Genomic DNA, 24,935 nt, shown 5'->3' with positions numbered 1-24,935 from the left:
ACCCCAGGGTGCCGACGAACCGGCCGCCGACCCGTCCCAAAGTGCGGACGTACCGTCTGCCGACTCACCCCAGAGTGCGGACTCGGTTCGCGTCGATGCCGAGCACATGCGTATCGAGGAACGCGAGGACGGTGCGATACCAGACCTCGGCATTCCCGCGGCCGAGGATCCAATGCCCCTCATCAGGGAAGTAGAGGAAGCGATGCTGAGTGTCGCCATCGGCGTCGAGCGGAGTCTTCGCCTGAGTGAGCAGATCCAGCCACAGTTCCTGACCCTGCCCGATCGGCACCCGGTAGTCCTTGTCGCCGTGGATGACGAGCATCGGCACCTCGATGTCTCCGGCGAAGAGGTGCGGCGAATATTGCGCCGACTGCTCCCGCATCGCCTGGTCCCAGGACGAATTGTCCGTCGTCCGCCCCATCGACGTGGTGTTCCACAGAGAGGCGTGGGTGACGATGCACTTGAACGCGCTGCCCGTGTGCCCGGCCACCCAGTTGGCCATATACCCGCCGTAGGACCCGCCGGCCAGGGCGATGCGTTCGGAGTCGATGTCCGTCCGCTTCCCTGCGGCCTCGGTCAGCGCCATGATGTCGGTGAAAGGTGTGCCGCCGAGCTGCTGCTGACCGCGGTCGATCATGGCCTGCCCGTAACCGGTGGAGATCGCCGGATCCGGCAACAGCACCGCATAACCGGCAGCCGCGAACGGACCCGGGTTCCACCGGTAGGTCCACGCATTCCACGACCCCCACGGTCCGCCGTGGGCGAAGACGACGAGCGGATGCGGCCCCTCCCGCTCCGGCAGCACCAGCCACGCACGGATCGGAGTGCCGTCATCGGCAGTGACCTCCACCTCGGTGAGGGTGCCTTCCTCGTCGAGCACCGTCGCCGGATTCGCGAGCTCGCTGATCACGCCGGTGCCGAGGTCGACGGAGATCGGCAGAGGTGCGACATCGATCGCCGAGGCGGTCGCCACGACCGTGTCCTCGCGCACGGCCAGCCCCGAGAACGAATACTTCTGATCGACTCCCCCGACGAGCCGCCGAGGCTGCGCATCGTCGAGACCGCCGATGAAGATGCTGCCGCGGCCGTGATCATCGGCAGTGGCCACGATGGTCGAATCGTCCACCCAGATCGGGGAGAACCAGAAGTCGGCATCAGGCCACACGGGATTCAGTTCCGCGGTTTCGAGGTCGAGGACCATGAGTTCGGCCGCGAGGTTGGTCTGCGGAGTCCAGGATTGCACACGAGTGACCAGTGCTTTCGACCCGTCCGGGCTGATGGCCTCGATGTCGAAGCTGTGATCGGTCGCCGGCTTCGTCAGACGGTGCAGCTCGGGCTCACCGTTGAGGTCCACGCGCCAGATCTCACTGGCTTCGAGCTGGCCGGGGATCGGCTTCTCCAGCTGGACGAGGACGAATCGGGCCTCGTCGTCGACAGCCCAATCGACCAGTCGACCGGACGGCAGCGACAGGTAGCGGAAGTCGATGCCCGCCGGCGCACTCAGTTCGTCAGTGACTTCGGGAAAATCGGCACCCGCCTCATCGAGGGTGGCCACGGCCAGGGTCTGCCGGCCCGGCCCCAGATCATGATCCCAGCGGCGGACGGGGAATCCGGTGTGGAGTATTCCGCTGACCTTCGCATCGCTGCGTTCGGCGCTGAATTCCTGGTGGTCGTTCTCGTCAGCGGCCCAGGTATGGACGGGGAACTCGACGATGATGGTCTCCCCTTTGACCTCGATACGGGAGAAACCACCCTCGTGATCGGCGAGTTTGCGGGCCTCTCCGTTGTCCGGCAGCGCCCACAGGCTCGGGGACTCGGCATCTTTGCCGTCCTCGCCCTTGCGCTTGGAGGCGAAGAGGATCGTGCCGTTCTCGCTCAGCGCGGCCTGCCCGACGGACTGGTCGCCGCGGGTGATGCGCCGGGGTGTCTCCCCGCTGATATCGGCGAGGTGGCTGAGGGAAGAATTGCCCTCGGAGTTGAGGAACGAGTATTGGGCGATGACGCGGCCGCTCTGATTCGTCAAGAGGCCTTGCAGGCGGCGGGCGTCGAGGAGTCGGGTCACTGCGTCGTGGGTCGTCATCTTCCCATCCTAGGTCCCAACGTCGATTCCGGGGTGGTATCCCGAGGACCCCAACTCGCCGAGGCGCCGAGGCGGCCGACCGAGTCGAGGGCCCGAGGCTGCTTACCGAATATCCCGCGCCGCCGAGGTAGCCCGTTGGATCGCGTGCGTGTGACCTTCGCCGCGCAGATGACCGACTGCAAAGGCGACTGGCCGAATCGCTGGCGCCCAACCGCCGCGTCGTTCGATGCCCACGGAAGAGTCAGCGGAAGCTCGGTGCCGGAACCTTCTCGCCGTCGATCGTCACCGTCGGGAGCATCTTCTTGAAGTCCTCCGCCACTTCGGTGTTCGTCTTCAGCGTGCGCATCTCGATCGAGATATTCACCAGACGTCCGTTGATCTTGTACCCCGTCTGTACCCCGAAGACATACGTCGGTTTCTTATTGAGAGCCATGATCTCGGTAGGACCGAGTTCGCCCTGATAGCTCCAGAACTCTCCCGCTGCCAGAGAGCCCGTCTGCTCGGCAATCACCTGCGAGTCCTGTTTGGAGAAGTTGTAGCGTCGTTTCTGGTCGACGACTTCCTGCGCACTGTCGCCGTATTCGTCGGTGCAGTTGACGAGAATGATGTCGGCTTCGGCGCTGTTCTCTCCGTGAGTGAAGACATGGAACTGTTCGGTGCTCCCGGTGCTGTCCCTCCACTCATCGCCGATCGCGAAGCTCAGCTCGACCGGGCAGCTGCTGCCGAATGACACCGAAGTCCTCGTCATCCCTTTGGGGATTCCGGCCTCGGTGGGTTTGCCTGTGGGTTCGGGTCCGGCGGTTTCCTGCACACCGATCCGCATCGGACCGGCAGACTTGTCCTCGGTGCGGATCTGGAAGACCGAACACCCGCTGAGCAGGACGGTCAGTGCGAGTGTGCCTGCGGCCGCGGCTCGCCGCACCGAGGCTGGTCTCGCCGCGACCATTCTCACCGCGGCAGGACCCGGTGAAGCCGTTCGTCTGGTCACCCGTCTCACTGCTGGTCACCCTGTTGGTGACGGTCCGGGTACCCCGCTTCCGGGCCGTTCTGGTTCGGCTGTGCCTGCCCGTACCCGTGCTGAGGAGCCGGCGGTCGGGAATTCCGCTGGCCGCCGACAGGAGGCTGGCCTGTGGGCTGGGGTCCGGTGGCAGGCTGACTGCCGACGGGTGGCTGACTGCCAATGGGGGGCTGTCCGAAATTCTGCTGACCTGAGACGGGCTGGCTGCCGATGGGCTGATTGCCGAAGTTCTGCGGTCCGGAATTCGGCTGATTGCCGACTGATGGCTGGCTGGTCGGCTGGGGTCCGCTGGCAGGCTGACTGCCGACGGGTGGCTGACCGAAATTCTGCGGGCCCGAGTGCGCCTGGCCTGACTGCGGCTGGCCTGATCGCGGCGGGCCGGAATGCTGCGGACCGGAGTTCGGCTGGCTTCCGACTGGCGGCTGCCCGTAACCCGGGTTCTGTCCTCCGCCGTTCGGTGCCTGCCGCGGCGGTTTGAACTGCGAATGCTGCCCGGAATCCGGCGGGAATCCACCGGAGACTGACTCGCCCGTCCGACGATTGACCAGATTTCCATCGACCCGCTCGAGGCGACGCTTCGACGTCCGCCGCGGCGTACCGAGGATCCGCCCCTGCAGTTCGGCCTCATTGGGCTGACGGGGCGGCAGGAATCCGGGCGCCTGTCGCGAATCCGCCTGCTGCATAGGCTGCACCGCATGCGAGCCTGCGGCGACCCGATCCATATGATCGGACATCTGCGGCACGGTCACGGGTGCGGCATCGGCGAGCACAGGGAGGACCATACGCACCGAGGTGCCCACACCCTCCTGACTGAAGAGCTGCACGGATCCGCCGTGGCGGGTGACGATCGCACGCACGAGCGAGAGGCCCATTCCCGAACCGGCGACGGCCCGGACCCGAGAACCGCGAGAGAGCTCGTCCCAGACGTTCTCCTGTTCGGCCAACGGAATGCCGCTGCCGGTATCGGCGACCTCGACGACGACCCAGCGGTGTCCGTCGATGATCTGCTCATTGGCGCGCAGCTCGACGACTTCGGCCTGCGACGAGTATTTGAGAGCATTGCCCAGCAGATTGAGGATCGCGGTGAGCAGCAGATCCTCCTCTCCTGCGACATCGGGCAGCCGCCACGGAGCCCGGGCGACGGTCGCCACGATCATCCGATCCTCGGCGCCCGGCGCGGTCGAGGCATCCTCGACGGCCTGGTGGATGAGTGCATCGAGATCGACGCGAGCGTATTCGATGATCCGGGTCTCGACATCGGCGAGCTTGCGCAGATCGGCCAGCAGTCGGGCGACCCGGCGCGAGGACACATCGACCTGCTTGGCCGCCGGCTCCACCTCGCTCAGTGTGCCGCCGTCACGGACGACCTCGCGGATGCTCGCCGCCGAGGTGCGCAGCGCCGTCAGTGGATTCTTCAGCTCGTGGTCGAGTCGGATGAGCATCCGATTGCGCTTCGTCATCGAGTCCTCGGCCGCTGCCGTCTCGATGGATTCCCGCAGCGCCGCCTCACGCCTCTTCAGGTACCGCCAGCCGAACCAGGCACCGACGGCCAGACCGCCGAGCACGATGACGAGCAGCAGCAGGAACAGCCAGACCTGGATCTCGAAGACAAGGAAGTTCGTCATAGACGGCTCTGTCCGTCCTCACCGCGGACCTCACCGACGAATCGGTAGCCGCGGCCCTGCACGGTGGCGATCCACCGTGGTTCCGCGGCGTCTTCGCCGAGCACGCGGCGCAGTTCGGCGACACGGGAGTCCACGGCACGGGTGCCCACGGCCTCTTCGAATCCCCACAGCACCTCGAGCAGGCGGGAGCGTTCGATGAGTTCGTCCTTGTGCACCATGAGGTACTCGAGCAGGGTGAAGCCCTTCGGGGTGATGACGAGCTCACGCTGGCCCAACCAGGCGCGTCGTCCGACCCGGTCGACGCGCAGGCCGAAGCTGGACACGAGTACCGGAGCCGTGGCCAGAGGCGGTCCGTCGTTGCGGGTGCGACGCAGCACGGCACGGATGCGAGCGACGAGCTCGTGCGGGTCGAAGGGTTTGTTGAGATAGTCGTCGGCGCCCTCTTCGAGTGCCATCGCACGCTCGACACCTTCGCCGACCTGGGTCAGCAGCAGCACCGGAACCCAGTTCTCCTCCTGCCGCAGACGGCGCAGCACCTGCCGGCCGTCGGCTCCGGGCATGAGCACGTCGAGGACGCACACATCGGGATTGTGACGATGGATCTCGTCGAGGGCGAGCAGTCCGTCGCTGGCGGGCAGCACCCGGAATCCGGAGCGTTCGAGGAACGGCACGACCGCTCCGAGGACGTCGGGCTCATCATCGGCGACTAAGACGAGTGGTTGGGGCTCGGTGTGATTGTCAGCCGTCATGGTGGTCTGTTCCGGTTCCTCTCTGGCGTTCCCAGGCGATCTCTCTGGCCTCGGCACGGTCGACGCCTCGGCGAGTTCATCTCGATACAGCATAGATCGACGCAGGTGCTTGGTGCGATAACCGGCGCGGCCGACCATGTGCGTGGCGACGGGGATCGTCACGAGCTGGAAGGAGATGATGATCGCCAGCGTCGTCACCGTCGCCCAGGTCGGGAACTGGATCGCGATCGCCACGGCGACGAGAATCAGGCCCAATACCTGGGGCTTCGCACTCGCATGCATGCGGGAGAGAAGGTCGCCGAAGCGGACGAGTCCGATTGCGGCAGCCAGGGACAGAACCGCGCCGAGGAAGATGAGCACGGCCGAGATGATGTCAAGAACCACGGCTGTTCTCCTCTCCGTCGCCATCCGATCCGTCGCCACTCGACATGTGCTCGGCGTCCTCGGGGCCCGGGTCCGGCCCGGTGCCCTCGCCCTCTCCGTCGCTGTCGGCGTGGGCGTCGTAGGTGGGATCCGCGATCTCGGTGACCTCGACGTCAGCCGGTTCAGGGCTCTGCTCCTGCGCATCATGGGGCATATGCCAGTCGGAGGAGCTGAACTCGGACAGGGCACCAGCCTCGGCGCCGGGAGTCATCGAATCGGACTTCGACACGTACCTCGACACACTGACCGAACCGACGAAACCGAGCATCGCGAGCACGATGAGCACGGGCAGCAGATCCGTGCGGTCGGACAGGGCCATATACCCGCCGAGGCCGCACATGATCGAGGCGAGCACGACGTCGGTGCCGATCATGCGATCGAGGATCGACGGACCCCGGACGATTCGGAAGAGCGCAATGACCACCGAGGCGGCCAACAGCACCGAACCGGCGATGACGAGTGTGTGAAGGACGATCTCACTCATGAGCGGCCTCCTTCGGTCTCGTTCAGCGGATCCGGCCGGGCACGCAGTGCGGCGAGGTCACGGTGCGATCCGAGGGTGCGGATGAGCAGCTCTTCGATGTAGTAGACCTGCGCCTTGGCCTTGCGCAGCTTCTCCTCGGAATCGCAGTCGAGGAAGTGCAGGTAGAGCATGCCCATGGCCCGGTCGCTGTCGATGATGATCGACCCGGGGATGAGGCTGGCGGTATCGGCGATGAGGGTGAGCACGAGGTCCGAACTCGTCCGCAGGTCGCAGGCGACGACGGACCCGGCCCCGACAGCTTTGCGGCGGAACGCATACCAGGCGACCTCGATGGAGGCGTGGAGGACCGAGTAGAGGAACCACAGACCGAACACCGCCGCATGCCAGACGTTGAACCGTCCGGAGAGCACGATGGGCGGGAGGTAGAACACGCGCGTGACGATGAAGGCCAGCACGATTCCGGTGACCACTGTGACCACCGTGATCGAATCCCACAGCATCAGCCACAGCAGAACCAGCGAGATCAGCAGCACGAGCTGCTGGATGATTCCGCGGCCCCGGCTCATCCGCGCCCGGTTGGGAGCCGGCGCTCGGTTCTGTCCCGGTGCGCGGTCCTGCCCCGGGTCTCGGATCTGACCCTGGTCGCGGTTCTGCCCTCTGTCTCGGTTGGGGCTCATGACTCTTCACCTCCGAGCACGTTCGTGACGTAGTCGATCGGTGTCGAGAGATTCTCGGCCGCCCGGTTCGACATGTCCCACAGGGGTTCGGCGGCGACCGTGAGAACTACGGAGGCGATCACCACCACCGAGGTGGCCACCACCATGGCAGGAGGAACGCCGATCTGAGACGTCCACTTCTTCCCCGCCAGCAGAGTCTTCTTCCGATCCGTGAACTCCTCCACGAGGTCCTCGTTCGGCTCTTCCACATCGGCCGGGTCACGCCAGAACGCGAGGTTGAAGGTACGTCCGATGACGTAGAGGGTGAGCAGGCTCGTGACGGTGCCGGCGACGATGAGGACGGTCGGCAGCCACGCATGATCGTCGAAGCCGGCGAGGAAGAGCGCGACCTTGCCGATGAACCCGGAGAACGGCGGAATGCCGGAGAGGTTGAGCGCCGGGATGAAGAAGATGATCGTGATCACCGGCGAGAGCACCATGAGACCGCCCAGCGACCTCGTCGAGGTGGACCCGCCGCGCATTTCGACGAGTCCGATGGCCAGGAACAGCGCGGTCTGGACGATGATGTGGTGAACCGTGTAGTAGATCGCCGCGGACAGTCCGAAGCTCGTGCCCAGGGCCACGCCGAAGAGCATGTAACCGATGTGCGAGACCAGGGTGAAGGACACGATCCTCTTGATCTCCGACTGCGCGATGGCGCCGAAGATGCCCACGAGCATCGTCAGTCCCGCCGCGATGAGCAGCGGCACCCGCAGAGAGGACTCGGCGAACAGCAGGGTCTCTGTGCGGATGATCGCGTAGATGCCGACCTTCGTCAGCAGTCCCGCGAAGACCGCCGTCACCGGTGCCGGAGCCGTCGGATACGAGTCAGGCAGCCAGAAGGACAGCGGGAAGATCGCGGCCTTGATGCCGAAGCCCAGCAGCAGGAGGACATGGAGGATCATCTGCACATCGGCCGGCAGATCCGAGATCCGCTCGGACAGCTGCGCCATGTTCACGGTGCCGCATGCTGCGTAGATGATGCCGATCGCAGCGAGGAAGATCACCGAGGACACCAGCGAAATGATCACATAGGTGACTCCCGCACGGATCCGCTCCGCCGTGGCGCCGAGGGTGAGCAGCACATAGGAGGCGACGAGGAACATCTCGAAGCCGACGTAGAGATTGAACAGGTCTCCGGCGAGGAACGAGTTGGCAATGCCCGCGCACAGCACCAGATAGCTGGGGTTGAACACGGAGATCGGGGTTTCGTTCGAGTCGTCGTTGGCGTCCTGACTCAGTGCGTACACGAGCACGCACAGTGTGACCAGCGAGGACACGATGAGCATGAGCGAGGACAGCCGGTCGGCGACGAGCACGATGCCGGCCGGGGGCTGCCACCCGCCGATCGCCACGACCTGCGGTCCATGGGTATCGACGCCGAAGAGGATCACCGTGGCGATGATCATGACGGCGACGAGGATCGCGATCGACACGATGTTCTGCGTCCGTGTGTGCTTGGACAGGATGAGGGCGATTCCGGCGCCGATGAGCGGCAGCAGAACAGGCAGGGGAACGAGGACGGGCAGAAGATCGATCATTCGTCGTCTCCCTGTTTCGCGTCCTTGGCCTCTTCGGTGACCTCGGCCTCCTCGGCGCTGTGCGCCTCCGTCTGCGAGTCCGCAGCCGCCTCGGAGATGGCATCGGCCTCGGCCGGAGTCGACGCGTCCTCGATGTCGTCGGCGAGATCCTCCCGCTCTGCGGGGGTGCCGTCGTCGTCGAGGTCGATGGCGCCGGTGATCGGGGACTCCGCTTCGTCACCGAACTCGGTGTCGTCGTAGTCGGTGCTCGCCTCCGCCTCGGAGTCGATGAGCTTCGTGATCGCCACCTGGAGGTCGGTGTCGTCATCCTGCAGCGAATCGGCGCGCATGAGCCTCCAAGAGCGGTAGATCATCGCCAGCAGGAACGCCGTCACGGCGAAGGTGATGACGATGGCTGTGAGGACGAGGGCGTGCGGCAGCGGATCGGACATGCCTTCGGTCGACAGGTTCTTTCCGTCGGTCAGGGGCGGAGAGCCGCGGCCGGCGGTGAGGATGATGAGCAGGTTCGCTCCGTTGCCGAGCAGGATGAAGCCGAGCAGAACGCGGGTCAGGGAGCGTTCGAGCATGAGGTAGATGCCGCCGGCGAAGAGGACGCCCATGGCCAGGACCATGACGAAGGAGACGCTCATAGGCGGCCTCCTTCCGCGCCGTTGTCGACGTCGAGTTCGTTGACCCGGTCGATGATCTCGGACACGGCCCGGTGTTCGGCAGTGGCGCCCATGTCCTCGGAGAAGTTCACATTGTCGTGGATGCGGTTGGTCAGCATCGCCTCGTCGCGCTCCTGGTGCAGGTCGACCTCGGCTCCCAGCGAGCGGAGGATGTCGAGCATGAGGCCGACGACGATGAGATAGACGCCGATGTCGAAGAACGTCGACGTCCCGAAGGACAGGTGCCCCAGCAGCGGCAGATCACCCTCGAGGTAGACGGACTCGAAGACCGTGCCACCCCAGATCCACCCGCCGATGACGGTGAGGATCGCGGTGACCAGACCGGTGCCCAGCATTCCCGAGGGAGTGAAGGGCGCCGCCTCGGCGAGTTCGTACTTGCCTCCGGCGAGGTAGCGGACGACGAGCGCGAGCCCGGCGACGAGGCCGCCGGCGAAACCGCCGCCCGGATCGTTGTGGCCGGCGAAGAGGAGGTAGACGGAGAAGACGATGACGGCGTGGAAGATCAGGCGGGCGGTGACTTCGAGGATGATCGACCGGTTGCGCGGAGCCAGGGTGCGTCCGGCGATGAGCCAGGACGCCCGCTTCTGCGACAGGCCCTCCCCCTGGCCGGTGTAGTGGAGGTCGACGACGTCCTCGGCCACGGGTTGGAAGCGGATGCGACCGGCCGCCTCGGTGCCGTCCTTCTTCCTTTCGAACCGATGCAGGTGGCCTTCGCGTCCGCGCACGAAGATGAGGCCGGCGATACCGGTTCCGGCGGCCACGAGCACCGAGATCTCGCCCATCGTGTCCCAGGCGCGGATGTCGACGAGGGTGACGTTGACGATGTTCTTGCCGTGGCCGAGCTCGTAGGCGAGCTGACCGAAGTCGACGGAGATCGGATCGGCCACGCGCACTCCAGCGGCGATGAGGACAACGAGCATCATGGTGATGCCCACGGCGCCGCCGATGATCGCCCGCCAGGCGGGGGTGAGGCGCCCGGTGGACTCACCGATGCGCGCCGGCAGCCGGCGGAGGACGAGGACGAAGACGACGATCGTGATGGTCTCGACGAGCACCTGGGTCAGGGCCAGGTCGGGAGCGCCGACGAAGGCGAAGTAGGCGACCATGGCATAGCCGGAGATGCCGGTGACGACGACGGCGGTGAAGCGCTTCTTGGCCCGGGTGGCACCGATCGCGACGATGACGAGCACGGCCGCGACGATGAGATCGAGCGGGGTGTCCCAGAGCCGGAAGGTGATGTTCCACGTGTCGTTGGAGATGATCGCCAGGCCCAGTCCGGCGACGAGGACGATGTAGACCACGCCCTGGTAGAACGGCAGCGAACCACGCTGGGTGCGGGCGGTGACCCACAGCGCCAGGGCTTCCATCCAGCCGATGAGCATCCGGTAGAGCTCGTGGAAGTCCAGTCCCGACGGCAGCGTCGCCTGGACCTTCGCGAAGGGGCGGCGGAAGATGAACAGGGCGACACCTGCGGCGACGGTCACGGCGGTGAAGGCGAGCGCCGGTTCGAATCCGTGCCACAGAGCGAGGTGGTAGTGCCCGTCACCCTCGGCCACGGCCGGCAGGCCGGCGGTCCACGCGGAGAAGTAGCCGTCGAGCAGTCCGACTCCGGGGCCGAGCGCCAGTGTCAGTGCGGTGAGGATGAGCGGGGAGACGACGAGGGTGAGCTTCTCGTCGCGGCGGGCGATATCGTCGACTCCCGGCTTCGTGGAGAACGCGCCCCAGACGAAGCGGGCCGAATAGGCGACGGTGAGGATCGAGCCGATCATGATGCCGATGAAGGCGATGACCGAGGTCTTGTCCGGTGAGGACAGGAGGGTCGAGTACGCGGCTTCTTTCGCGGCGAAGCCGAGCAGCGGAGGCAGTCCGGCCATCGAGGCGGCCGCGATCGTCGCGCACACGGCGACGACCGGGAAGGCCTTCCAACCGCCGGAGAGCTTCGTCAGATCACGGGTGCCGGCACGGTGGTCGATGATGCCGACGCACAGGAACAGGCAGGACTTGAACAGGGCATGGGCGATGAGCAGACCCAGGGCCGCCTTCGTGATGTCCGGAGTGCCGAACGAGGCCATGGTGGTGAGGAATCCGAGCTGGGAGACCGTGCCGAAGGCCAGAAGCAGTTTGAGGTCGGTCTGCTTGAGCGCCTGCCAACCGCCGATGAACATCGTCAGCAGACCCAGGGTGAGCAGCACCTCGGACCAGCCGGGGATGTTGTGGTAGCCCGGTGCCAGGCGCAGGACGAGGTAGATTCCCGCCTTGACCATAGCCGCGGCATGCAGATAGGCGCTCACCGGAGTGGGTGCTGCCATGGCGCCCGGCAGCCAGAAGTGGAACGGCATGAGCGCGGACTTCGAGACCGCTCCGACGAGGATGAGGATGACGGCGGAGACGATGACGCCGCCTGTGTCCAAACCCGACTGAGCCCGGTCGACCAGGGTCGAGATCTGCCCCGTGCCGGTGGCGGTGATGAGCAGGATCATGCCCACAAGCATGGCCAGCCCGCCGGCGGTGGTGACGATGAGTGCCTGCAGGGCTGCCTGCCTCGAGCGGCGGCGGGACTGGCTGTGCCCGATGAGCAGGTAGGAGAAGACGGTGGTGCCTTCCCAGAACAGGTAGAGCATGAGCAGTTCGTCGGCGACGACGAGCCCGTACATCATTCCGGCGAAGGCCATGAAGATTCCCGCGAATCGAGCCAGTCCCGGCTCGTCGGGCGGGAAGTAGCGTGCGCAGTAGACGAAGACGAGGGCGCCGACCCCGGTGACCAGCAGCGTCATGATCCAGGAGAGGACGTCGAGGCGGAAGACTCCGCCGAGGCCGAGTTCGGGCAGCCAGTTGAGGTTCTCGACGAGCGGCTGAGCGGCGGGGCCGAACAGATCGGAAATCGTCGACAGGCTCCACAGGAGTCCCGCGAACGGGACGAGAGCGAGGAGGAAGAAGGCGTTGCGGCCGAGCAGGCGAACCAGAGGGTAGGCGATGACAGATGCCCCGAAGAAGGCCCCTGTCATGACTATCACCGGCGGCCACCTCCGTCATATGCCTGTTTGTGAGAAAGGTTCGTCAGCTTATTTTCGCACGGACAGGTGTCGTTTCCACAATCACGAAGTGTGAGGTGAGACCGGTCCTGGCCCGGGACGGCACCGATCACGCACGCAGCTGCCGGCTGGTCACGAGGAAGCCGTTCTCGTCGAGTCCGATGCCGGCCGAGCCGACGAGCAGCTCGGCTCCGATGGAATCGGTCAGCTCTGCCACCTTGCTGCGCATCCGCCGGAACCGACGTCCCTGATTCGGCCGATACCGATTCGACTCGGTGTCCATCCAATGCACGTGGTACTCGATCTGCGGGGCATCGGTGTGGGCGGCGACGATCGGCGGAACCCACTCGGCCTCCATCACGCGGATTTCGAGGCTGCCGGCGGATTCGTCCATCTCACCGAGCGGGACGAGCAGGGCATAGCCGTCGAGGATGACCGGGGCGGACGGATCGAAGAGCGGGTCGTCGATGCTCGCCTGGGCCAGCACATCCTCGTCGGGGGTGGGCAGGGCCTGCTGGAAAGCGTGCGGGGCATGCCGGTGCACGAAGTCGAGGGCCACCGGCGGTTCCATCCAGTACGAGGAGTAGATGTAGAGGTCGACCTTCGCCTCGGGGTCGGGGATGATCACCCGCGTCGGCAGCCCCGGCTCATCGGCCAGGCGCACGCCCGTGTGGAGGCGGGATGCGACGGAGAGCATGAGGCTGAGCATCCGCTCCTCCTCCCGGTCCGGCATCCCGTTGGGAAAGGCCTCGTGGAGGCCATCGGCATCGGCGAACCAGCTCGGCGGCGGAGTCGGCTGCCGGTCCCGGGGGCAGTCGATGACAATGGCGTGCTGGGCCCAGTCGGGAACCTCGAGCGCGGCGGCGTCGGCGGAGTCGAGGGTCGCCCCCGAGCTCAGTCGGGAGTGCCGGCTCAGTCGCATCTGCCCGTGCTCGTCGAGCGTGGGGCGCAGATCGGGCAGTTTGTTGTGGATGAGCGCGAGGACGTCGGAGACCTCGACGGCGTCATCGAGGAGGATGAGATGGAAACCGCGCAGATCCGCCGAGGTGGCCGTGTCCTTGGGCGAGGAGGTGTCACCGCCGTACCCCGGCCGTCCCGTCGACGGCATCCCGGTCTTCCGCCGGCTCGCGGCCTGAGAGTCCGGAGTCTGAGTCTCGGAGACTGAGGCGGGCGCACCTGTCGTGGTGGGCGCCGGAGACACAGTGGTGCCGGTGCCTTGGGCGGCCGGGTCTCCGCTCGCATTCGAAACACCCGTCGTCTGGGCGCCCGTCGCCTGGGCACCCGTCGCTTCAGCGTCGGGGACCTGGTAGCGCTCGGCGTCGGCCTGTTCCCGGGCGGCGCGTTCAGCGGCTTCGCGTTGCAGCCGCAGTTCGCGGCGGGTGATCACATGTCCCTCCGGTAGAAGTTGAGGTGCGAACGGGAGGCCGTCGGACCGCGCTGGCCCTGGTAGCGGTTGCCCGTGGCTTGGGAACCATAGGGATTCTCCGCCTCCGAGCTGAGTCGGAAGAAGCAGAGCTGACCGATCTTCATTCCCGGCCACAGGGTGATCGGCAGCGTCGCGACGTTCGACAGCTCCAGGGTGACGTGGCCGCTGAAACCGGGGTCGATGAATCCGGCCGTCGAGTGGGTCAGGAGGCCGAGACGCCCGAGCGAGGACTTGCCTTCGAGGCGAGCGGCGACGTCGACGGGCAGAGTCACGAGCTCATGAGTGGAGGCGAGGACGAACTCGCCCGGATGGAGGACGAAGGGCTCGCCCGGAGCGGCTTCGACGAAGCGCGTGAGTTCGGGCTGTTCGAGGCTCGGATCGATGACCGCGTACTTGTGGTTGTCGAAGAGCCGGAAGTAACGATCGAGACACACGTCGACGCTGGCCGGCTGGATCAGCGACGGATCGTAGGGGTCGAGGGCGATGCGTCCGGAGTCGAGCTCGGCGCGGATGTCGCGGTCGGAAAGGAGAGTCACGTTTCCGATGGTAGTCGTTCCGGGCCTCACATGCTCGCGAGCGCACGACCTGGGCACGCCGAATCCGCGCAAGATTCCGACCGACACGCCCAATCTATGTCACAAAACAATAACGATTATCGGGAATTCTCCTGATTTTTACCCGTGTGTCTCCCCATAGCGGCGGATGAATGCTCTAGGGTAATGAGCTGTACGGACCCGCGCACGATGGTGCCTTCCCCTTCTTAAGCCAAGGAATGCCGGGAGTCCATCGTCTTTCGTGGGTAGACAACAATCGAAAGGCATTACTGTGAAGACCTCGCGTCTTGTGCTTGCCCCCGCAGTAGCCGTTGCATTGACAGGTCTTGCTGGCGCCCCGGCGTTCGCAGCGACAGAGTCCACCGCTACGGTCCCTCAGCAACCGCTGTGCGCCCAGGGTGATCAGCAGTCATCGAACAGCTCCGAATCGGATTCCTCGGTTCCCGACGAGTCGGACCCGCAGGCGACCCTTGCGCAGGCGCAGGTGACCCGCGCCGACATCGCTGACGACAAGAAGGGAATCGGCTTCTCCGGCACCGGATTCACTCCGGACGAGAAAGCCACGGTGACCGTCGTCGGCACCGATGGCACCGAATACTCGCCGGACAAGAAGCTCACGGTCGACGAGGACGGAAAGGTCTCCGGCACCTACTTCTTCACCGTCACCGACGGTGCTCAGGTCCCCGTCGGCGAATACTCGCTCTACCTCACCGACCTCAAGTCCGAGAAGAAGTCCTCGAAGGTGACCTTCGAGGTTGTCTCCAAGGCGTCCGAGGTCGACGACCCGGGTAAGGGCGACAATAAGGACGACGACAAGTGCGACTCCGCCACCGGTCCGATCAAGACTCCGGACGAGACTCCCAGCGAGACGGAGTCCCCGAAGCCCTCGGAGACGAAGACCGAGGAGCCCACCACAGAGGCACCCAAGCCTTCGGAGACGAAGACCGAAGAGCCGACCACGGAAGCTCCCAAGCCGTCGGAGACCAAGACCGAAGAGCCCACGACCGAGGCACCGAAGCCGAGCCCGTCAGAGACCGACGAGGCCGATGACAAGGACAAGGCTCCTGCCGACGACGTGAAGCCGGGACCCGCCGAGGCTCCGGACAAGGAGCCCACCACCGAGGCTCCCAAGCCGACCGAGACCGAAACCGAAGCTCCGAAGGACGAAGAGCCGAAGGTTGACGAGTCCGAAGGCGCAGACGATGCCGCCGAAGACGACGAGAAGGCTGAGGACGAGGCTCCCGAGTCCACCGGTCCGGCCAGCCCCAGCACCGAGGACAAGAAGCCTGCCGCAGCCGCGCAGGCCTCGATGTTCATCGACCCGACCGAGGTCAGCTCCGAGGACTTCCTCAACGACGGCATCAAGATCGGCGTCAGCGGGGCTCAGCCCGGCGAGAAGGTCTCGATCACGGTCGAGCATGCGCAGGGCAAGGTCGACCGCTACACGATGACCAAGGAAGCCGATTCCGAAGGCAAGGTCACCTTCGGCGTCCAGGCCAAGGTCAAGGCCGTGCTCGGCACCTACAACGTGCGAGCCCAGGCCGAGAGCTTCGATGAGCCCCAGGGCGGAAGCTTCACCGTGCTCACCAACGGCACCGCCGTCGACGAAGGCGGAAACGGCAACGGCAGCGGCTCGAACGATTCGGGCAGCGACCTGCCTCGGACCGGTGCCGAGATGACCGGACTGGCACTCGGTGTCGGCCTCCTCGCCGTCGGTGCAGCAGCCGTGATCATCACCCGTCGGCGGATGAACGCCTCCGACGATCCCGCGGAGTTCTAAACCGCATTGAACGATGAATTGTCCCTCGCGGGGCTGCAGCTCGACGGACGCGAGATCGACCTCGGACGTCTGCGAGCAGGGACAATGCTGGGACTCATGGGCAGCCCGGACAGCACCACTTCGGTGGTGCTGTCCGCGGCGGCCCTGCCCCACGTCGCACCACCACCACGCTTCCCGACCGGACGCCGGTCGGGTCGTTCGCGTGTGCGCAACTGGATGAAGAGCTATCTTCGCGAAGCCGATGCCGGATCTGGGGAGGCGGCATCGGCAGCGGATCCATCAGCTGCGCTGACGACATTCGGACTGCGGCCCGACGTTCTGCGCCGCCGCATCGACGACCTCGACGCGACCGATCGTGCCCGCCTCGCCCTGGCCGCGGCTTGGGCGAGCGGCGCGACATGGCTGACGCTCATCGATCCTTTCGGTTCGGTCCCCGGCCATCTGCGCACCGGACTGCGGAGTCGCTTCGCCGAACTCGTCGCCCAGGAGCGCCGCGGAGTCGTGTTCAGCTCGAATTCGCTGACCGACCACACCATCGCCGAGGCGGGGGTGGCGAACATCGAAAAGGACCAGCTCGTCGCGCTCGGTTCCCTGGAGCAGATCGTCACCGAACCGCGCGGTTCGCTGCCGGCCGAGCTCAGCGGGGTCAACGTCTATTCCGGGCTGGCCCGGAAGGGCTGGCTGTCCATCGGCCATTCGGCCGTGCGGCCGCACGGAACTCGACGGGAAGGTGTTCGTGACTCTCGGGTGGCGTGCCGCCCTTCTGTCACTGGACGAACACGACCCGGCGTTCACCTCGGCGACGGTGTTCGAAGCCATCGTCACCGGGCTCCGTGATCGCGGTTCCTGCCTGCAGGCGAAGCTCTCACCGGTCGACACGGAGATGGGCCTCGCCCTCGACGTCGACCTGGCCGACCTCGCCGGCGTGCCCGGCAGGCAGACGAAGCCGGAGGACTCGGCGCCATCTGACGCAACCGCCGAATCGGTTGAGGATTCAGCCTCAGCCGCCGACGCGGATTCAGCAGCCGCCGATGCGGACGAGAAGCCGACCATCGGATTCGGTGTCCTGCATCCGGGACTCGGCGCGACGATCGCCGAACTGCGTGCCAACGTCAAGGTCGGCACACATGTCTTCGTCGAGGTCGACACCTCCGCACTGCACGCCTACCCGGTTGAGTGACGGGCTGCAGATAGACTGAGAACTGCCCAGTCCCCTCAGTCCCAACCCCATCAGGAGCGCCATGCGAACGTCGCGCAGACTTCTGATCTCAGCGCTGACGGTCGTCGTCCTCACGGTTGCAGCCGTCCCCCTCCTCAACTTCACCATCTACACCCCCGCACGTGCTGCCGAGTCCTACATCTCGGCGATCGAAAACGGCGATGCGCAGAGTGCCTTCTCCTACCTGTCGACACCGACTCCGTCGTCGACCTTGGCGCTCAGCGACGAGGTCCTCTCGGCGGCTCCCGACCTGCCGCGCGACCCAAAGGCCGAGACCGTCTCCGTCGACGCGACCATGCGAATGTCCGCCTCAGCTATAACCTCTCCTCCAAGGAGCAGACCGTCGATCTCAACATGGTCCGGCTGCCTGCCAGCGCGGGACTCTTCAACCGGTGGGCCATCGAACAGCAGGAATGGCCGACCCTCAGCCTCGACGTCTCCGGTTCGTCGACGGCGACTGTCAACGGCTACGGGGTCAGTACGGGAGAAGTGCCCGTGCTGTTCCCGGCGAGCTACCTCGTCGGGTTCGATGCGACGTACCTCAAGTCCGACTCCCAACGCACCGAGGTGACCGCCCCCGGCGACTCCCCCACCGTGAAGCTCTCGCCCGAACCCACGGCCAAGCTCGAGCAGACCGTGGAGGAGCAGGTCACCGACCATCTGCAGGACTGCATGAAGTCGAAGACGCTCATGCCCGCCGGCTGCGTCTTCGGCTACGACACGGACAACGAGATCATCGGTGATGTGTCCTGGTCGCTCGAGCGCAGTCCGCAGATCGGGCTGACCTCGTCCGGCAGCGATCTCGAACTCACTCCCTCGACTGTCGAGGTACGGGTCAAGGGACGTTACCGGGACATCGTCACCGCTGCCGAACACGACTTCGACGAGAAGCTCTCGTTCGTCCTCGGCGGCTCGGTGGTCGTCAAGTCCTCACAGGTGAGCTTCGAACCGCGCCGCCTCGGCGACGTCACCATCGCCTGAGCGACGGCTGCCCGGACGCGGCGGGCGGCCTCGCTCCTCCCTCGATTCACCCCGCCACGGTGATTGTTGGGTCGATCCACGGCGTTCAGGGAGCCGAAACCCCGTGGATCGACCCAACAATTGCACTGCGAGGGGCTTCAAGCGTGAGCCAAGGAGCCCCACCCGACCATTCTTTCCTGTGGATAAACTCCTCGCTCTGTCGTTGCAGACTGCGACCAGACCGCATATTTGCCAGCGTTGACGTGGGACGCGGCCATTTCTGCACACTCACGCAGATTCCTGAAGACCGACGAGGAGTTTCCACAGACGCATTCTGTCGCATTCACTGTTCACTGTGTGTGAACGATCCTGTTTTTCATGCACAGGACAATTCGATCGCCTGCCGATTTCCAGACGGCTCCTATCCCTTTTATGCACCGCGATCTCACAGCGCGCGGGCTCACAGAATTCGCGCTCAAAGACGAGTCTCGCTTCCGGCAGGTCTTCCGCGGCGTGTGGGTTGAAGCCGATCCCAGCTCACGAGTTCTCTGCCCACCGTGGGCAGATCAACAGTGGTTGCAGCAACAAATAAGGCTTTCAGCTCTTCTGCTCCTGCACCCGAATGTCATCGGCTGTTCGCTGACAGCCGCTGTACTCTACGGGCTGCCGCTGCCCAACCAGCCCAAGAACTTCGACACCCACGTCATCAGCGGCGATCGAGGTCTGCGAATTCGGCGAAAAGCCGTGAAGCTCCACCGAGGATCCGGTTTCGACATCACCGAGTTCTACAACCTGCCGCTGATCTCAGCCACCGATCTGTTCTTCGAACTTGCCCCACTGCTCAGCGAGAACGACCTGATCGCACTAGGTGATGCAGCGATCAGCCGACAGAACAGCGGGCCGCTCACCAGTCTCGATCAGCTTCGAGCCAGGGCCAGCGCAAGCCACTACCTCAAAGCTCGAAAGTCAGTGCGGCGGGCCCTGTCACTGATCCGCGAGACGCGCGAGACATGGTTGAGACTGTGGATCATTGAGAACGGTTTTCCTGAGCCGGTAGTTCACCCGGAAGTGGAGTGTTCGACAGTCTCGGCGATTCTCCGCCCTGACCTCGGATACCCCGACATCAAGCTCGCCATCGAATACGAAGGTGACCATCACAGGACCTCGGCCTACCAGTTCGGTGTGGACATCGAGCGGCGGCAGCTGCTGGAGGCCGAAGGCTGGGTCGTTCTTCGAGTCTCGAAGCGAACAGACATGGACACGTTCAAGCAGATTCTGGCGACTCACCTCGACTGAGCCGCCCATGTACCCCCGCCCCACGCGAGACACAGCCCGTGAAGAGGCAAATCACCCGATTGTTGGGTCGATCCACGGCATTCAGAGCACTGAAACCACCGTGGATCGACCCAACAATCGCCAAGCATCGGCGCCCCCGAAGTTTCCGGCCCCTGATCGGCAGAGACCGGCGAGCTGCGTCGCGCGCTTCTCCGACTACTCAGAACCTGCGCAACTGCTCCGGTCAACCCCGGCCTCGGACCCCACTGAGGTCCCGCAGCAGGTCCGAGCCCTGGTGCCCGAGCGCTCAGGCACCGCGGAGGTCGAGGGTGAGTTCGTTCGGCGCCGAGTCCACGAGCTCGACGGGGATTCCCCAGTCCTGCTGGTAGAGGTGGCAGGCCGCGTGCAGCGGGATCTCTCCCCCGGGCTCACCATCGCAGGCAGCGGCCCGCGCGGTCACGTGCAGCACTCCCTCGGTGAACTCGGGATCGATGACGATATCGCGGTTGAGCCCTTCAGCTCCGCCGGCCCCGGAGACGATGAGCTCCGGCGGCGTCGCAGACACCTGCAGGAACGTGGGGTCACCCCATCGGTCGTCGAGCTTCTGACCAGCCGGGACGGTGAAGCTCACGGTCAGCGACACCGGACCGGAGGCGATCTCCGTCGAGGGGCGCTTCGTCGTCAGCGCGCCTTCGTCGACCTTCTGAGCGTCCTTGGGCAGTTTCACACGAGTGAGCGCGTGCGCCGCGGACTCGACGACGATGAGTTCGGCATCATCGGGGGTGCCCTCATTGTCGATGAGGACGATGTCCGAGGGTTCGCGCAGGCCGCGCGCCAGGGTCGTGACCTCCTCGGTCTTCGGGTCGAAGCGGCGGATCGCGCCGTTGTAGGTGTCGGCGATCGCGACCGATCCGTCGGGCAGGCTGCGCACGCCCAGCGGGTGCTGCAGGCGCGCCTCGGCGGCCGGTCCGTCACGGAAGCCGAAGTCGAAGAGTCCGACGCCCACCAGCGAGGACACCTCGCCGGTGGCGGGGTCGAGGCGGCGGATCGCCGAGGTCTCGGAGTCGGCGACGAACACTTCGCCCTCGGGGCCGAGGTCGAGACCGGATGACTGGGCGAACCAGGCTGACTCCTCGTCGCCGTCGACCAGTCCTTCGTTCATCGTGCCCGAGAGGATGCGGATCGTGCCGTCCTTCGGGTCGAACGACCAGATGGTGTGGTTGCCCGCCATCGCCACGACCACCTCGGCGGTGGAGGGGACGAAGAGGACGTCCCACGGCGAGGACAGCTTCACATCTCGTGCGGGTCCGTCGTATCGTCCCAGTTCACCGGGCTTGCCGCGGACATTGTCGATGGCGCCGACCATGTGCTGCTCGCCTGTGCCGGCGATGGTCGTGACCGTCTCGTTCTCGAGGTCGATGCCGCGCAGGGTGTGGTTGACGGTGTCGGCGACGACGATCTGGTAACCGACTTCGGCGGCCAGCTCGGCAGGCAGCACGGTGATGCCGCCCGGTTCGCTGAAGCTCGCCGAGGCGAAGTCGCCGTCCTCGGATCCGCGGACTCCGGTGCCGATGCGGCGGATGATCGTGGCCGCATCGTCGTCGTACTCGACGAGGCTGTGGTGCCCGGAATCGGCGACGAGGAGGTGGCCCGACGGCAGGCGCGTGGCCTTTCCGGGGTAGAACAGATCCGTCTCCGGGGCCGGCGGCGGAACGTAGGGACCGTCGCCCGAATGGAGGGTGCCCTTGGCCGAGTGTTCCTCGATGAGGCCTTCGATGATCTCGGTGAGACCGGCGGCATGGCCTTCACCGGACATGGTCGCCACGAGGTAGCCCTCGGGGTCGATGACGGCCAGGGTCGGCCAGGCGCGGGCGGTGTAGGCCTGCCAAGTGACGAGGTCGGGATCGTCGAGGACGAGGTGCTCGACCTGGTAGCGCTCGACGGCCTGATCGACGGCTTCGACGGTGCGTTCGAACTCAAACTTCGGCGAGTGCACGCCGATGATGACGAGCTCCCCCGCGTACTTCTCCTCCAGGGGGCGCAGTTCGTCGAGGACGTGGAGGCAGTTGATGCAACAGAACGTCCAGAAGTCGAGGAGGACGACCTTTCCGCGCAGGTCGGCCAGGGTCAGGTCCTTGCCGCCGGAGTTCATCCACCGGCGACCGACGAGTTCGGGCGCACGGACCTTGACGTCCCGTGCCGACGAGGTGGCTGACGCGGAGCTTTCTGGACTGCTGTTGTTCATGGCTCTATGATCGCAGATCCCCGCCGAGGCGGCCTCCCCGGTGTCATCAAATGACGGCCCTGTCTCGCCCGATCAGGAGTAGTCGCGGGCGCCGAAGATGCTTGAGCCGACCCGCACGATCGTCGCCCCTTCGGCGATGGCGAGTTCGAAGTCGCCGCTCATGCCCATCGACAGTCCGGTCGCCTCGGCGGGCATGGCCCCGGTTCCGCGCAGCTTCTCGCTGATTTCACGCAGATCGGAGTAGCTGGGGCGGATCTCTTCGGGGCTGCTGCCGGGCAGGCCGATCGTCATGAGTCCGCGCAGCCGCATCCGGCCGAGTTCCCGGGTCGCGGTGATGAGTTCCTCGGCGTCTTCGGGTGCGATGCCGAACTTCGAGTCCTCGCGGGAGGTGTTGACCTGTATGAAGTAGTCGACGGTCTCATCGAGGACGTCGAGGCGGTTGTTGATCTTCTCAGCCAACGGGAGGTTGTCGACGGACTGGATGCACTGAGCGTGGCGCAGAGTGTGACTGACCTTGTTCTTCTGCAGCGGCCCGATGAGGTGGGTCTCGGGGTTGAGGTCGGCGAGCGCCTCGGCCTTGCCGGTGATCTCCTGAACCTTGTTCTCCCCGATGAGGGTGAACCCGTGCTCGAGGGCGACGCGGATCTTCTCGGCCGGCTGCGTCTTCGTGGCCAGCAGCACGCGCACATCGTCACCGCTGCGGCCGCTCGCCTCGGCGGCGGCACGGGCACGGTCGCCACCTCGTCGAGGTTGCCGATGATGGCTGCGATTTCGTCCGCGGACAGTGGGGAGGGGGAATCAGGCGTACTCATGTCTCCAGTCTGGCATGAGCCGCACGAAGTTTCAGGTCGCCGAGGCGGCCCGAACGGCGGCGTCTCGCGCCAGGTGTGGGGACAGGGTCAAGCCAGCCGCTGGGACGGGAAACGAAATGCGGACGATCCGGGTCGAGATCATCATGATTCTTCGACCCGGATCGTCCGCACCTCGGTGCTGCCGTGGTGGGCGAGCTGTGCTTGTTTCAACCGGCTCGGCGCCGGTGCAGTAGCGGTTCAGCGCCGGTACAGTGCCTACTTCGGCAGACCCTCGGCGTTCGGGTCGATGTTCTTGATCAGCGCGGAGGTGTCGAGACCGCCGAGGTCTTCGTCGATGAGCTTCTGCAGCTGTGCATGGACGAGGGCAGCGGCCGGGAGGTCGACACCCTGGGTTTCGGCACCGGCAAGGGCCAGGCCGACGTCCTTGTGCATGAGTGCGGTGGCGAAGCCGGGCTTGAACTCGTTGTTCGCCGCGGCCGTCGTCGTCACGCCGGGCACCGGGTACCACGTGCGCAGGGGCCAGGAGTCGCCGGAGGACACCTTCGCAATATCGTGGAAGACCTTGGGGTCGAGGCCGAAGCGATCGGCCAGCACAGCGCCTTCGACGACGCCCTGGAGGCTGATCGAGAGCATCATGTTGTTCACGATCTTCGCGGCCTGACCTGCGGCGTCACCGCCGGCGTGGAAGATGTTACCGGCCATCGCCTCGATGACGGGACGGGCCTCTTCGACATCGGCATCGGCGCCGCCGAGCATGAAGGTCAGGGTGCCGGCTTCGGCGCCGGTGACTCCGCCGGAGACGGGACCGTCGATGAGGCGGAATCCTGCCTTGGCCGCCTCGGCGTGGAGGAGACGAGCCGAATCGAAGTCGATCGTCGAGGAATCGATGAGCAGGGTCTTCTGGTCCGCATTGGCCAGGACGCCGTCGGGCTCGAGATAAGCGGTGCGGGCGTGCTCACCCTTGGGCAGCATTGTGAAGACGATATCGGCACCGGCGACCGCCTCGGCGATGGAATTCACGGGGTTCACCCCGTTCTTCGCGGCTGCCTCCACGGCTTCCGGGACGAGATCGAAACCCTTGACGGTGTGACCGGCCTTGACCAGGTTCGCAGTCATCGGGCGGCCCATATTTCCCAGGCCCACCCATCCAATCGTCGACATAATATGCCTCCTCGCATCATGTTCAGCTACTCTGCAGTGTTCTCTCTCACAGTACGCCAGTCGAGGTGCGGACGCCCGGCTGGGAGCCTCACCTATTCCGCACCGGTTATGTGCACGTACGCAGATAGAATGGGAACACTATGGCTTCCTATGCACCCGGCAGTTCCGGTCCGCAGATCGCGCCCGAGGATCTGCTGACTCTGCTCGCCGTCGCTCGTCTGGGGAAGTTCACGGCCGCTGCGCACAGCCTCGGCCTCAACCACACGACCGTGTCCAGGCGCATCGCTGCGCTTGAGAAGGCATACGGCGATCGGGTGCTCGTGGCCTCCCCCGACGGATGGGAGCTCAGCGCCGCCGGGCGTCAGCTGCTGCCGATCGCCGAGGACATCGAGTCCGCGCTGGGGCGCATCGATGCGCATTCGAATTCGGCCCTGTCCGGGACGATTCGGCTGGCCTGCCCGCAGGCCTTCGCTCTCGAATACGCGGTTCCGGCGCTCACCGAGCTGCAGGCGCAGCACCCGGGGCTGCAGATCGAGCTGATCACCGCCACGCAGCGGGCCAGACAGTACCGGTCGGGTGTCGATATCGAGATTGTCGTCGGGCGGCCGGATGCCCCGCGCTCGATCGCCAAGCACATCCGCGACTACCGGCTGCAGCTCTATGCTTCGCAGGAATACATCGCTTCGCATCCGCTGCCGCAGACGCTCGATGATCTGGCCGACCACAGGATGGTCTACTACATCGAGAATTCGCTGCGGGTCGATGATCTCGACGAGGCGGCCGATGCCCTTCCCCGCGGTAAGGGCTTCTTCCGGTCCACCTCGGTGCATGCGCATGTGTTGGCGACTTCGCACGGGGCCGGGATCGGGATCCTGCCGGACTTCCTCGCCCACGGCAATTCCCGCCTGGTGCAGGTGCTGCCGGAGCTGTTCTCCAAACAGGTGTCCTATTGGGCCTCGGTCCGCCACGAGTCCCTGCGCAACGCCGGAGTCCGCAAAGTCCTAGAATCCCTCTAATTGCTACCTGACGGCGGCCCAGATACCTCGTGTGGAAACTCGCGACCTTGCTGACAACCTCACTCAATACGTTGCTGACAACCTCGCTCACTAGGTTGTGAACGACCTGACTCACTAGGTTGCTTACACCAAATGAGTGGGGTTGTCAGCG

Annotated in this window: 20 protein-coding genes and 1 pseudogene; 6 read left to right on the top strand and 15 right to left on the bottom strand. The window is 65.5% G+C overall.

Going from position 1 to position 24,935, the window contains the following annotated elements:
* Nucleotides 1-64: 64 nt before the first annotated feature.
* The 12 genes and pseudogenes from AC2W7L_RS06490 to dcd all read right to left on the bottom strand — a co-directional run bounded on the left by AC2W7L_RS06490 (nt 65) and on the right by dcd (nt 14,298).
* A complete protein-coding gene (locus AC2W7L_RS06490) occupies nt 65-2,080 on the bottom strand; it encodes a S9 family peptidase (RefSeq protein WP_486003777.1) in 2,016 nt (671 codons plus the stop codon).
* A gap of 241 nt (nt 2,081-2,321) precedes the next feature.
* Nucleotides 2,322-3,068: a DcrB/PsbP domain-containing protein gene (locus AC2W7L_RS06485; protein WP_486003776.1), complete on the bottom strand. Its 747-nt coding sequence runs from the start codon at nt 3,066-3,068 to the stop codon at nt 2,322-2,324.
* Nucleotides 3,069-3,073: 5 nt separating this feature from the next.
* Entirely contained in the window at nt 3,074-4,723 is a 1,650-nt protein-coding gene (locus AC2W7L_RS06480) for a sensor histidine kinase (RefSeq protein ID WP_486003775.1), read from the bottom strand.
* On the bottom strand, nt 4,720-5,472 hold the full coding sequence (locus tag AC2W7L_RS06475; RefSeq protein ID WP_486003876.1) for a response regulator transcription factor: 753 nt from the start codon (nt 5,470-5,472) through the stop codon (nt 4,720-4,722). The genes AC2W7L_RS06480 and AC2W7L_RS06475 overlap by 4 nt, the downstream gene beginning before the upstream one ends.
* Nucleotides 5,473-5,592: 120 nt before the next feature.
* Nucleotides 5,593-5,880 (bottom strand): annotated as a pseudogene (locus tag AC2W7L_RS06470) (cation:proton antiporter); the annotation flags it as partial.
* Nucleotides 5,846-6,379: an MrpF/PhaF family protein gene (locus AC2W7L_RS06465; RefSeq protein ID WP_486003774.1), complete on the bottom strand. Its 534-nt coding sequence runs from the start codon at nt 6,377-6,379 to the stop codon at nt 5,846-5,848. The pseudogene AC2W7L_RS06470 and the gene AC2W7L_RS06465, both read right to left, overlap by 35 nt.
* Nucleotides 6,376-7,056 (bottom strand): Na+/H+ antiporter subunit E, encoded by a 681-nt coding sequence (locus AC2W7L_RS06460; protein WP_486003773.1) that lies wholly within the window; start codon nt 7,054-7,056, stop codon nt 6,376-6,378. Before AC2W7L_RS06460 ends, AC2W7L_RS06465 begins: the two co-directional genes overlap by 4 nt.
* Nucleotides 7,053-8,636 carry a Na+/H+ antiporter subunit D gene (locus tag AC2W7L_RS06455; protein WP_486003772.1) on the bottom strand — a complete coding sequence of 528 codons (1,584 nt, stop codon included), beginning with the start codon at nt 8,634-8,636 and terminating at the stop codon, nt 7,053-7,055. Before AC2W7L_RS06455 ends, AC2W7L_RS06460 begins: the two co-directional genes overlap by 4 nt.
* On the bottom strand, nt 8,633-9,265 hold the full coding sequence (locus tag AC2W7L_RS06450) for a Na(+)/H(+) antiporter subunit C (protein WP_486003771.1): 633 nt from the start codon (nt 9,263-9,265) through the stop codon (nt 8,633-8,635). The genes AC2W7L_RS06455 and AC2W7L_RS06450 overlap by 4 nt, the downstream gene beginning before the upstream one ends.
* A complete protein-coding gene (locus AC2W7L_RS06445) occupies nt 9,262-12,309 on the bottom strand; it encodes a Na+/H+ antiporter subunit A (RefSeq protein ID WP_486003770.1) in 3,048 nt (1,015 codons plus the stop codon). The genes AC2W7L_RS06450 and AC2W7L_RS06445 overlap by 4 nt, the downstream gene beginning before the upstream one ends.
* A gap of 136 nt (nt 12,310-12,445) precedes the next feature.
* Nucleotides 12,446-13,723, bottom strand: coding sequence for a hypothetical protein (locus AC2W7L_RS06440; protein WP_486003769.1), 1,278 nt, complete (start codon nt 13,721-13,723; stop codon nt 12,446-12,448).
* The gene (gene dcd / locus AC2W7L_RS06435) at nt 13,720-14,298 is read right to left on the bottom strand and encodes a dCTP deaminase (protein ID WP_127365097.1); all 579 of its coding nucleotides are present in this window, start codon (nt 14,296-14,298) and stop codon (nt 13,720-13,722) included. The genes AC2W7L_RS06440 and dcd overlap by 4 nt, the downstream gene beginning before the upstream one ends.
* A 289-nt stretch (nt 14,299-14,587) precedes the next feature.
* Here dcd and AC2W7L_RS06430 point away from each other — a divergent pair, with 289 nt between their 5' ends.
* The 5 genes from AC2W7L_RS06430 (at nt 14,588) to AC2W7L_RS06410 (ending at nt 19,571) form a co-directional block, all read left to right on the top strand.
* Nucleotides 14,588-16,096, top strand: a complete 1,509-nt coding sequence (locus AC2W7L_RS06430; protein ID WP_486003768.1) for an LPXTG cell wall anchor domain-containing protein — start codon at nt 14,588-14,590, stop codon at nt 16,094-16,096.
* 6 nt (nt 16,097-16,102) lie between these two features.
* Nucleotides 16,103-16,933 carry a hypothetical protein gene (locus AC2W7L_RS06425; RefSeq protein WP_486003767.1) on the top strand — a complete coding sequence of 277 codons (831 nt, stop codon included), beginning with the start codon at nt 16,103-16,105 and terminating at the stop codon, nt 16,931-16,933.
* Nucleotides 16,902-17,276, top strand: coding sequence for a hypothetical protein (locus AC2W7L_RS06420; RefSeq protein WP_486003766.1), 375 nt, complete (start codon nt 16,902-16,904; stop codon nt 17,274-17,276). Before AC2W7L_RS06425 ends, AC2W7L_RS06420 begins: the two co-directional genes overlap by 32 nt.
* A gap of 393 nt (nt 17,277-17,669) precedes the next feature.
* Nucleotides 17,670-18,296: a hypothetical protein gene (locus AC2W7L_RS06415; protein WP_486003765.1), complete on the top strand. Its 627-nt coding sequence runs from the start codon at nt 17,670-17,672 to the stop codon at nt 18,294-18,296.
* 411 nt (nt 18,297-18,707) lie between these two features.
* Nucleotides 18,708-19,571: a hypothetical protein gene (locus AC2W7L_RS06410; protein WP_486003764.1), complete on the top strand. Its 864-nt coding sequence runs from the start codon at nt 18,708-18,710 to the stop codon at nt 19,569-19,571.
* Between the two features lie 286 nt (nt 19,572-19,857).
* Here the strand turns inward: AC2W7L_RS06410 and AC2W7L_RS06405 are convergent, their stop codons facing one another.
* From AC2W7L_RS06405 to mmsB, 3 genes are all read right to left on the bottom strand, one after another.
* Entirely contained in the window at nt 19,858-21,795 is a 1,938-nt protein-coding gene (locus AC2W7L_RS06405) for an NHL domain-containing thioredoxin family protein (RefSeq protein WP_486003763.1), read from the bottom strand.
* 72 nt (nt 21,796-21,867) lie between these two features.
* The gene (locus AC2W7L_RS06400) at nt 21,868-22,476 is read right to left on the bottom strand and encodes a YggS family pyridoxal phosphate-dependent enzyme (RefSeq protein ID WP_486003762.1); all 609 of its coding nucleotides are present in this window, start codon (nt 22,474-22,476) and stop codon (nt 21,868-21,870) included.
* A 386-nt stretch (nt 22,477-22,862) separates the two neighbouring features.
* Nucleotides 22,863-23,768 (bottom strand): 3-hydroxyisobutyrate dehydrogenase, encoded by a 906-nt coding sequence (gene mmsB / locus AC2W7L_RS06395; protein WP_486003761.1) that lies wholly within the window; start codon nt 23,766-23,768, stop codon nt 22,863-22,865.
* A 140-nt stretch (nt 23,769-23,908) separates the two neighbouring features.
* Here mmsB and AC2W7L_RS06390 point away from each other — a divergent pair, with 140 nt between their 5' ends.
* Nucleotides 23,909-24,784: a LysR family transcriptional regulator gene (locus AC2W7L_RS06390; protein ID WP_486003760.1), complete on the top strand. Its 876-nt coding sequence runs from the start codon at nt 23,909-23,911 to the stop codon at nt 24,782-24,784.
* Nucleotides 24,785-24,935 lie beyond the last annotated feature (151 nt).

The sequence above is a fragment of the Brevibacterium sp. LAARM3_SD1 genome, from assembly GCF_057364765.1.
This window is presented reverse-complemented; position numbering and strand designations above follow the sequence as displayed.

What these genes read in the sequence shown, in the direction of transcription:
- AC2W7L_RS06410 (WP_486003764.1), top strand. Translation starts at nt 18,708, where the DNA reads ATGCACCGCGATCTCACAGCGCGCGGGCTCACAGAATTCGCGCTCAAA.
- AC2W7L_RS06490 (WP_486003777.1), bottom strand. Translation starts at nt 2,080, where the DNA reads ATGACGACCCACGACGCAGTGACCCGACTCCTCGACGCCCGCCGCCTG.
- mmsB (WP_486003761.1), bottom strand. Translation starts at nt 23,768, where the DNA reads ATGTCGACGATTGGATGGGTGGGCCTGGGAAATATGGGCCGCCCGATG.
- AC2W7L_RS06460 (WP_486003773.1), bottom strand. Translation starts at nt 7,056, where the DNA reads ATGAGCCCCAACCGAGACAGAGGGCAGAACCGCGACCAGGGTCAGATC.
- AC2W7L_RS06480 (WP_486003775.1), bottom strand. Translation starts at nt 4,723, where the DNA reads ATGACGAACTTCCTTGTCTTCGAGATCCAGGTCTGGCTGTTCCTGCTG.
- AC2W7L_RS06450 (WP_486003771.1), bottom strand. Translation starts at nt 9,265, where the DNA reads ATGAGCGTCTCCTTCGTCATGGTCCTGGCCATGGGCGTCCTCTTCGCC.
- AC2W7L_RS06475 (WP_486003876.1), bottom strand. Translation starts at nt 5,472, where the DNA reads ATGACGGCTGACAATCACACCGAGCCCCAACCACTCGTCTTAGTCGCC.
- AC2W7L_RS06465 (WP_486003774.1), bottom strand. Translation starts at nt 6,379, where the DNA reads ATGAGTGAGATCGTCCTTCACACACTCGTCATCGCCGGTTCGGTGCTG.
- AC2W7L_RS06405 (WP_486003763.1), bottom strand. Translation starts at nt 21,795, where the DNA reads ATGAACAACAGCAGTCCAGAAAGCTCCGCGTCAGCCACCTCGTCGGCA.
- AC2W7L_RS06455 (WP_486003772.1), bottom strand. Translation starts at nt 8,636, where the DNA reads ATGATCGATCTTCTGCCCGTCCTCGTTCCCCTGCCTGTTCTGCTGCCG.
- AC2W7L_RS06445 (WP_486003770.1), bottom strand. Translation starts at nt 12,309, where the DNA reads ATGACAGGGGCCTTCTTCGGGGCATCTGTCATCGCCTACCCTCTGGTT.
- AC2W7L_RS06415 (WP_486003765.1), top strand. Translation starts at nt 17,670, where the DNA reads ATGGTCCGGCTGCCTGCCAGCGCGGGACTCTTCAACCGGTGGGCCATC.
- AC2W7L_RS06390 (WP_486003760.1), top strand. Translation starts at nt 23,909, where the DNA reads ATGGCTTCCTATGCACCCGGCAGTTCCGGTCCGCAGATCGCGCCCGAG.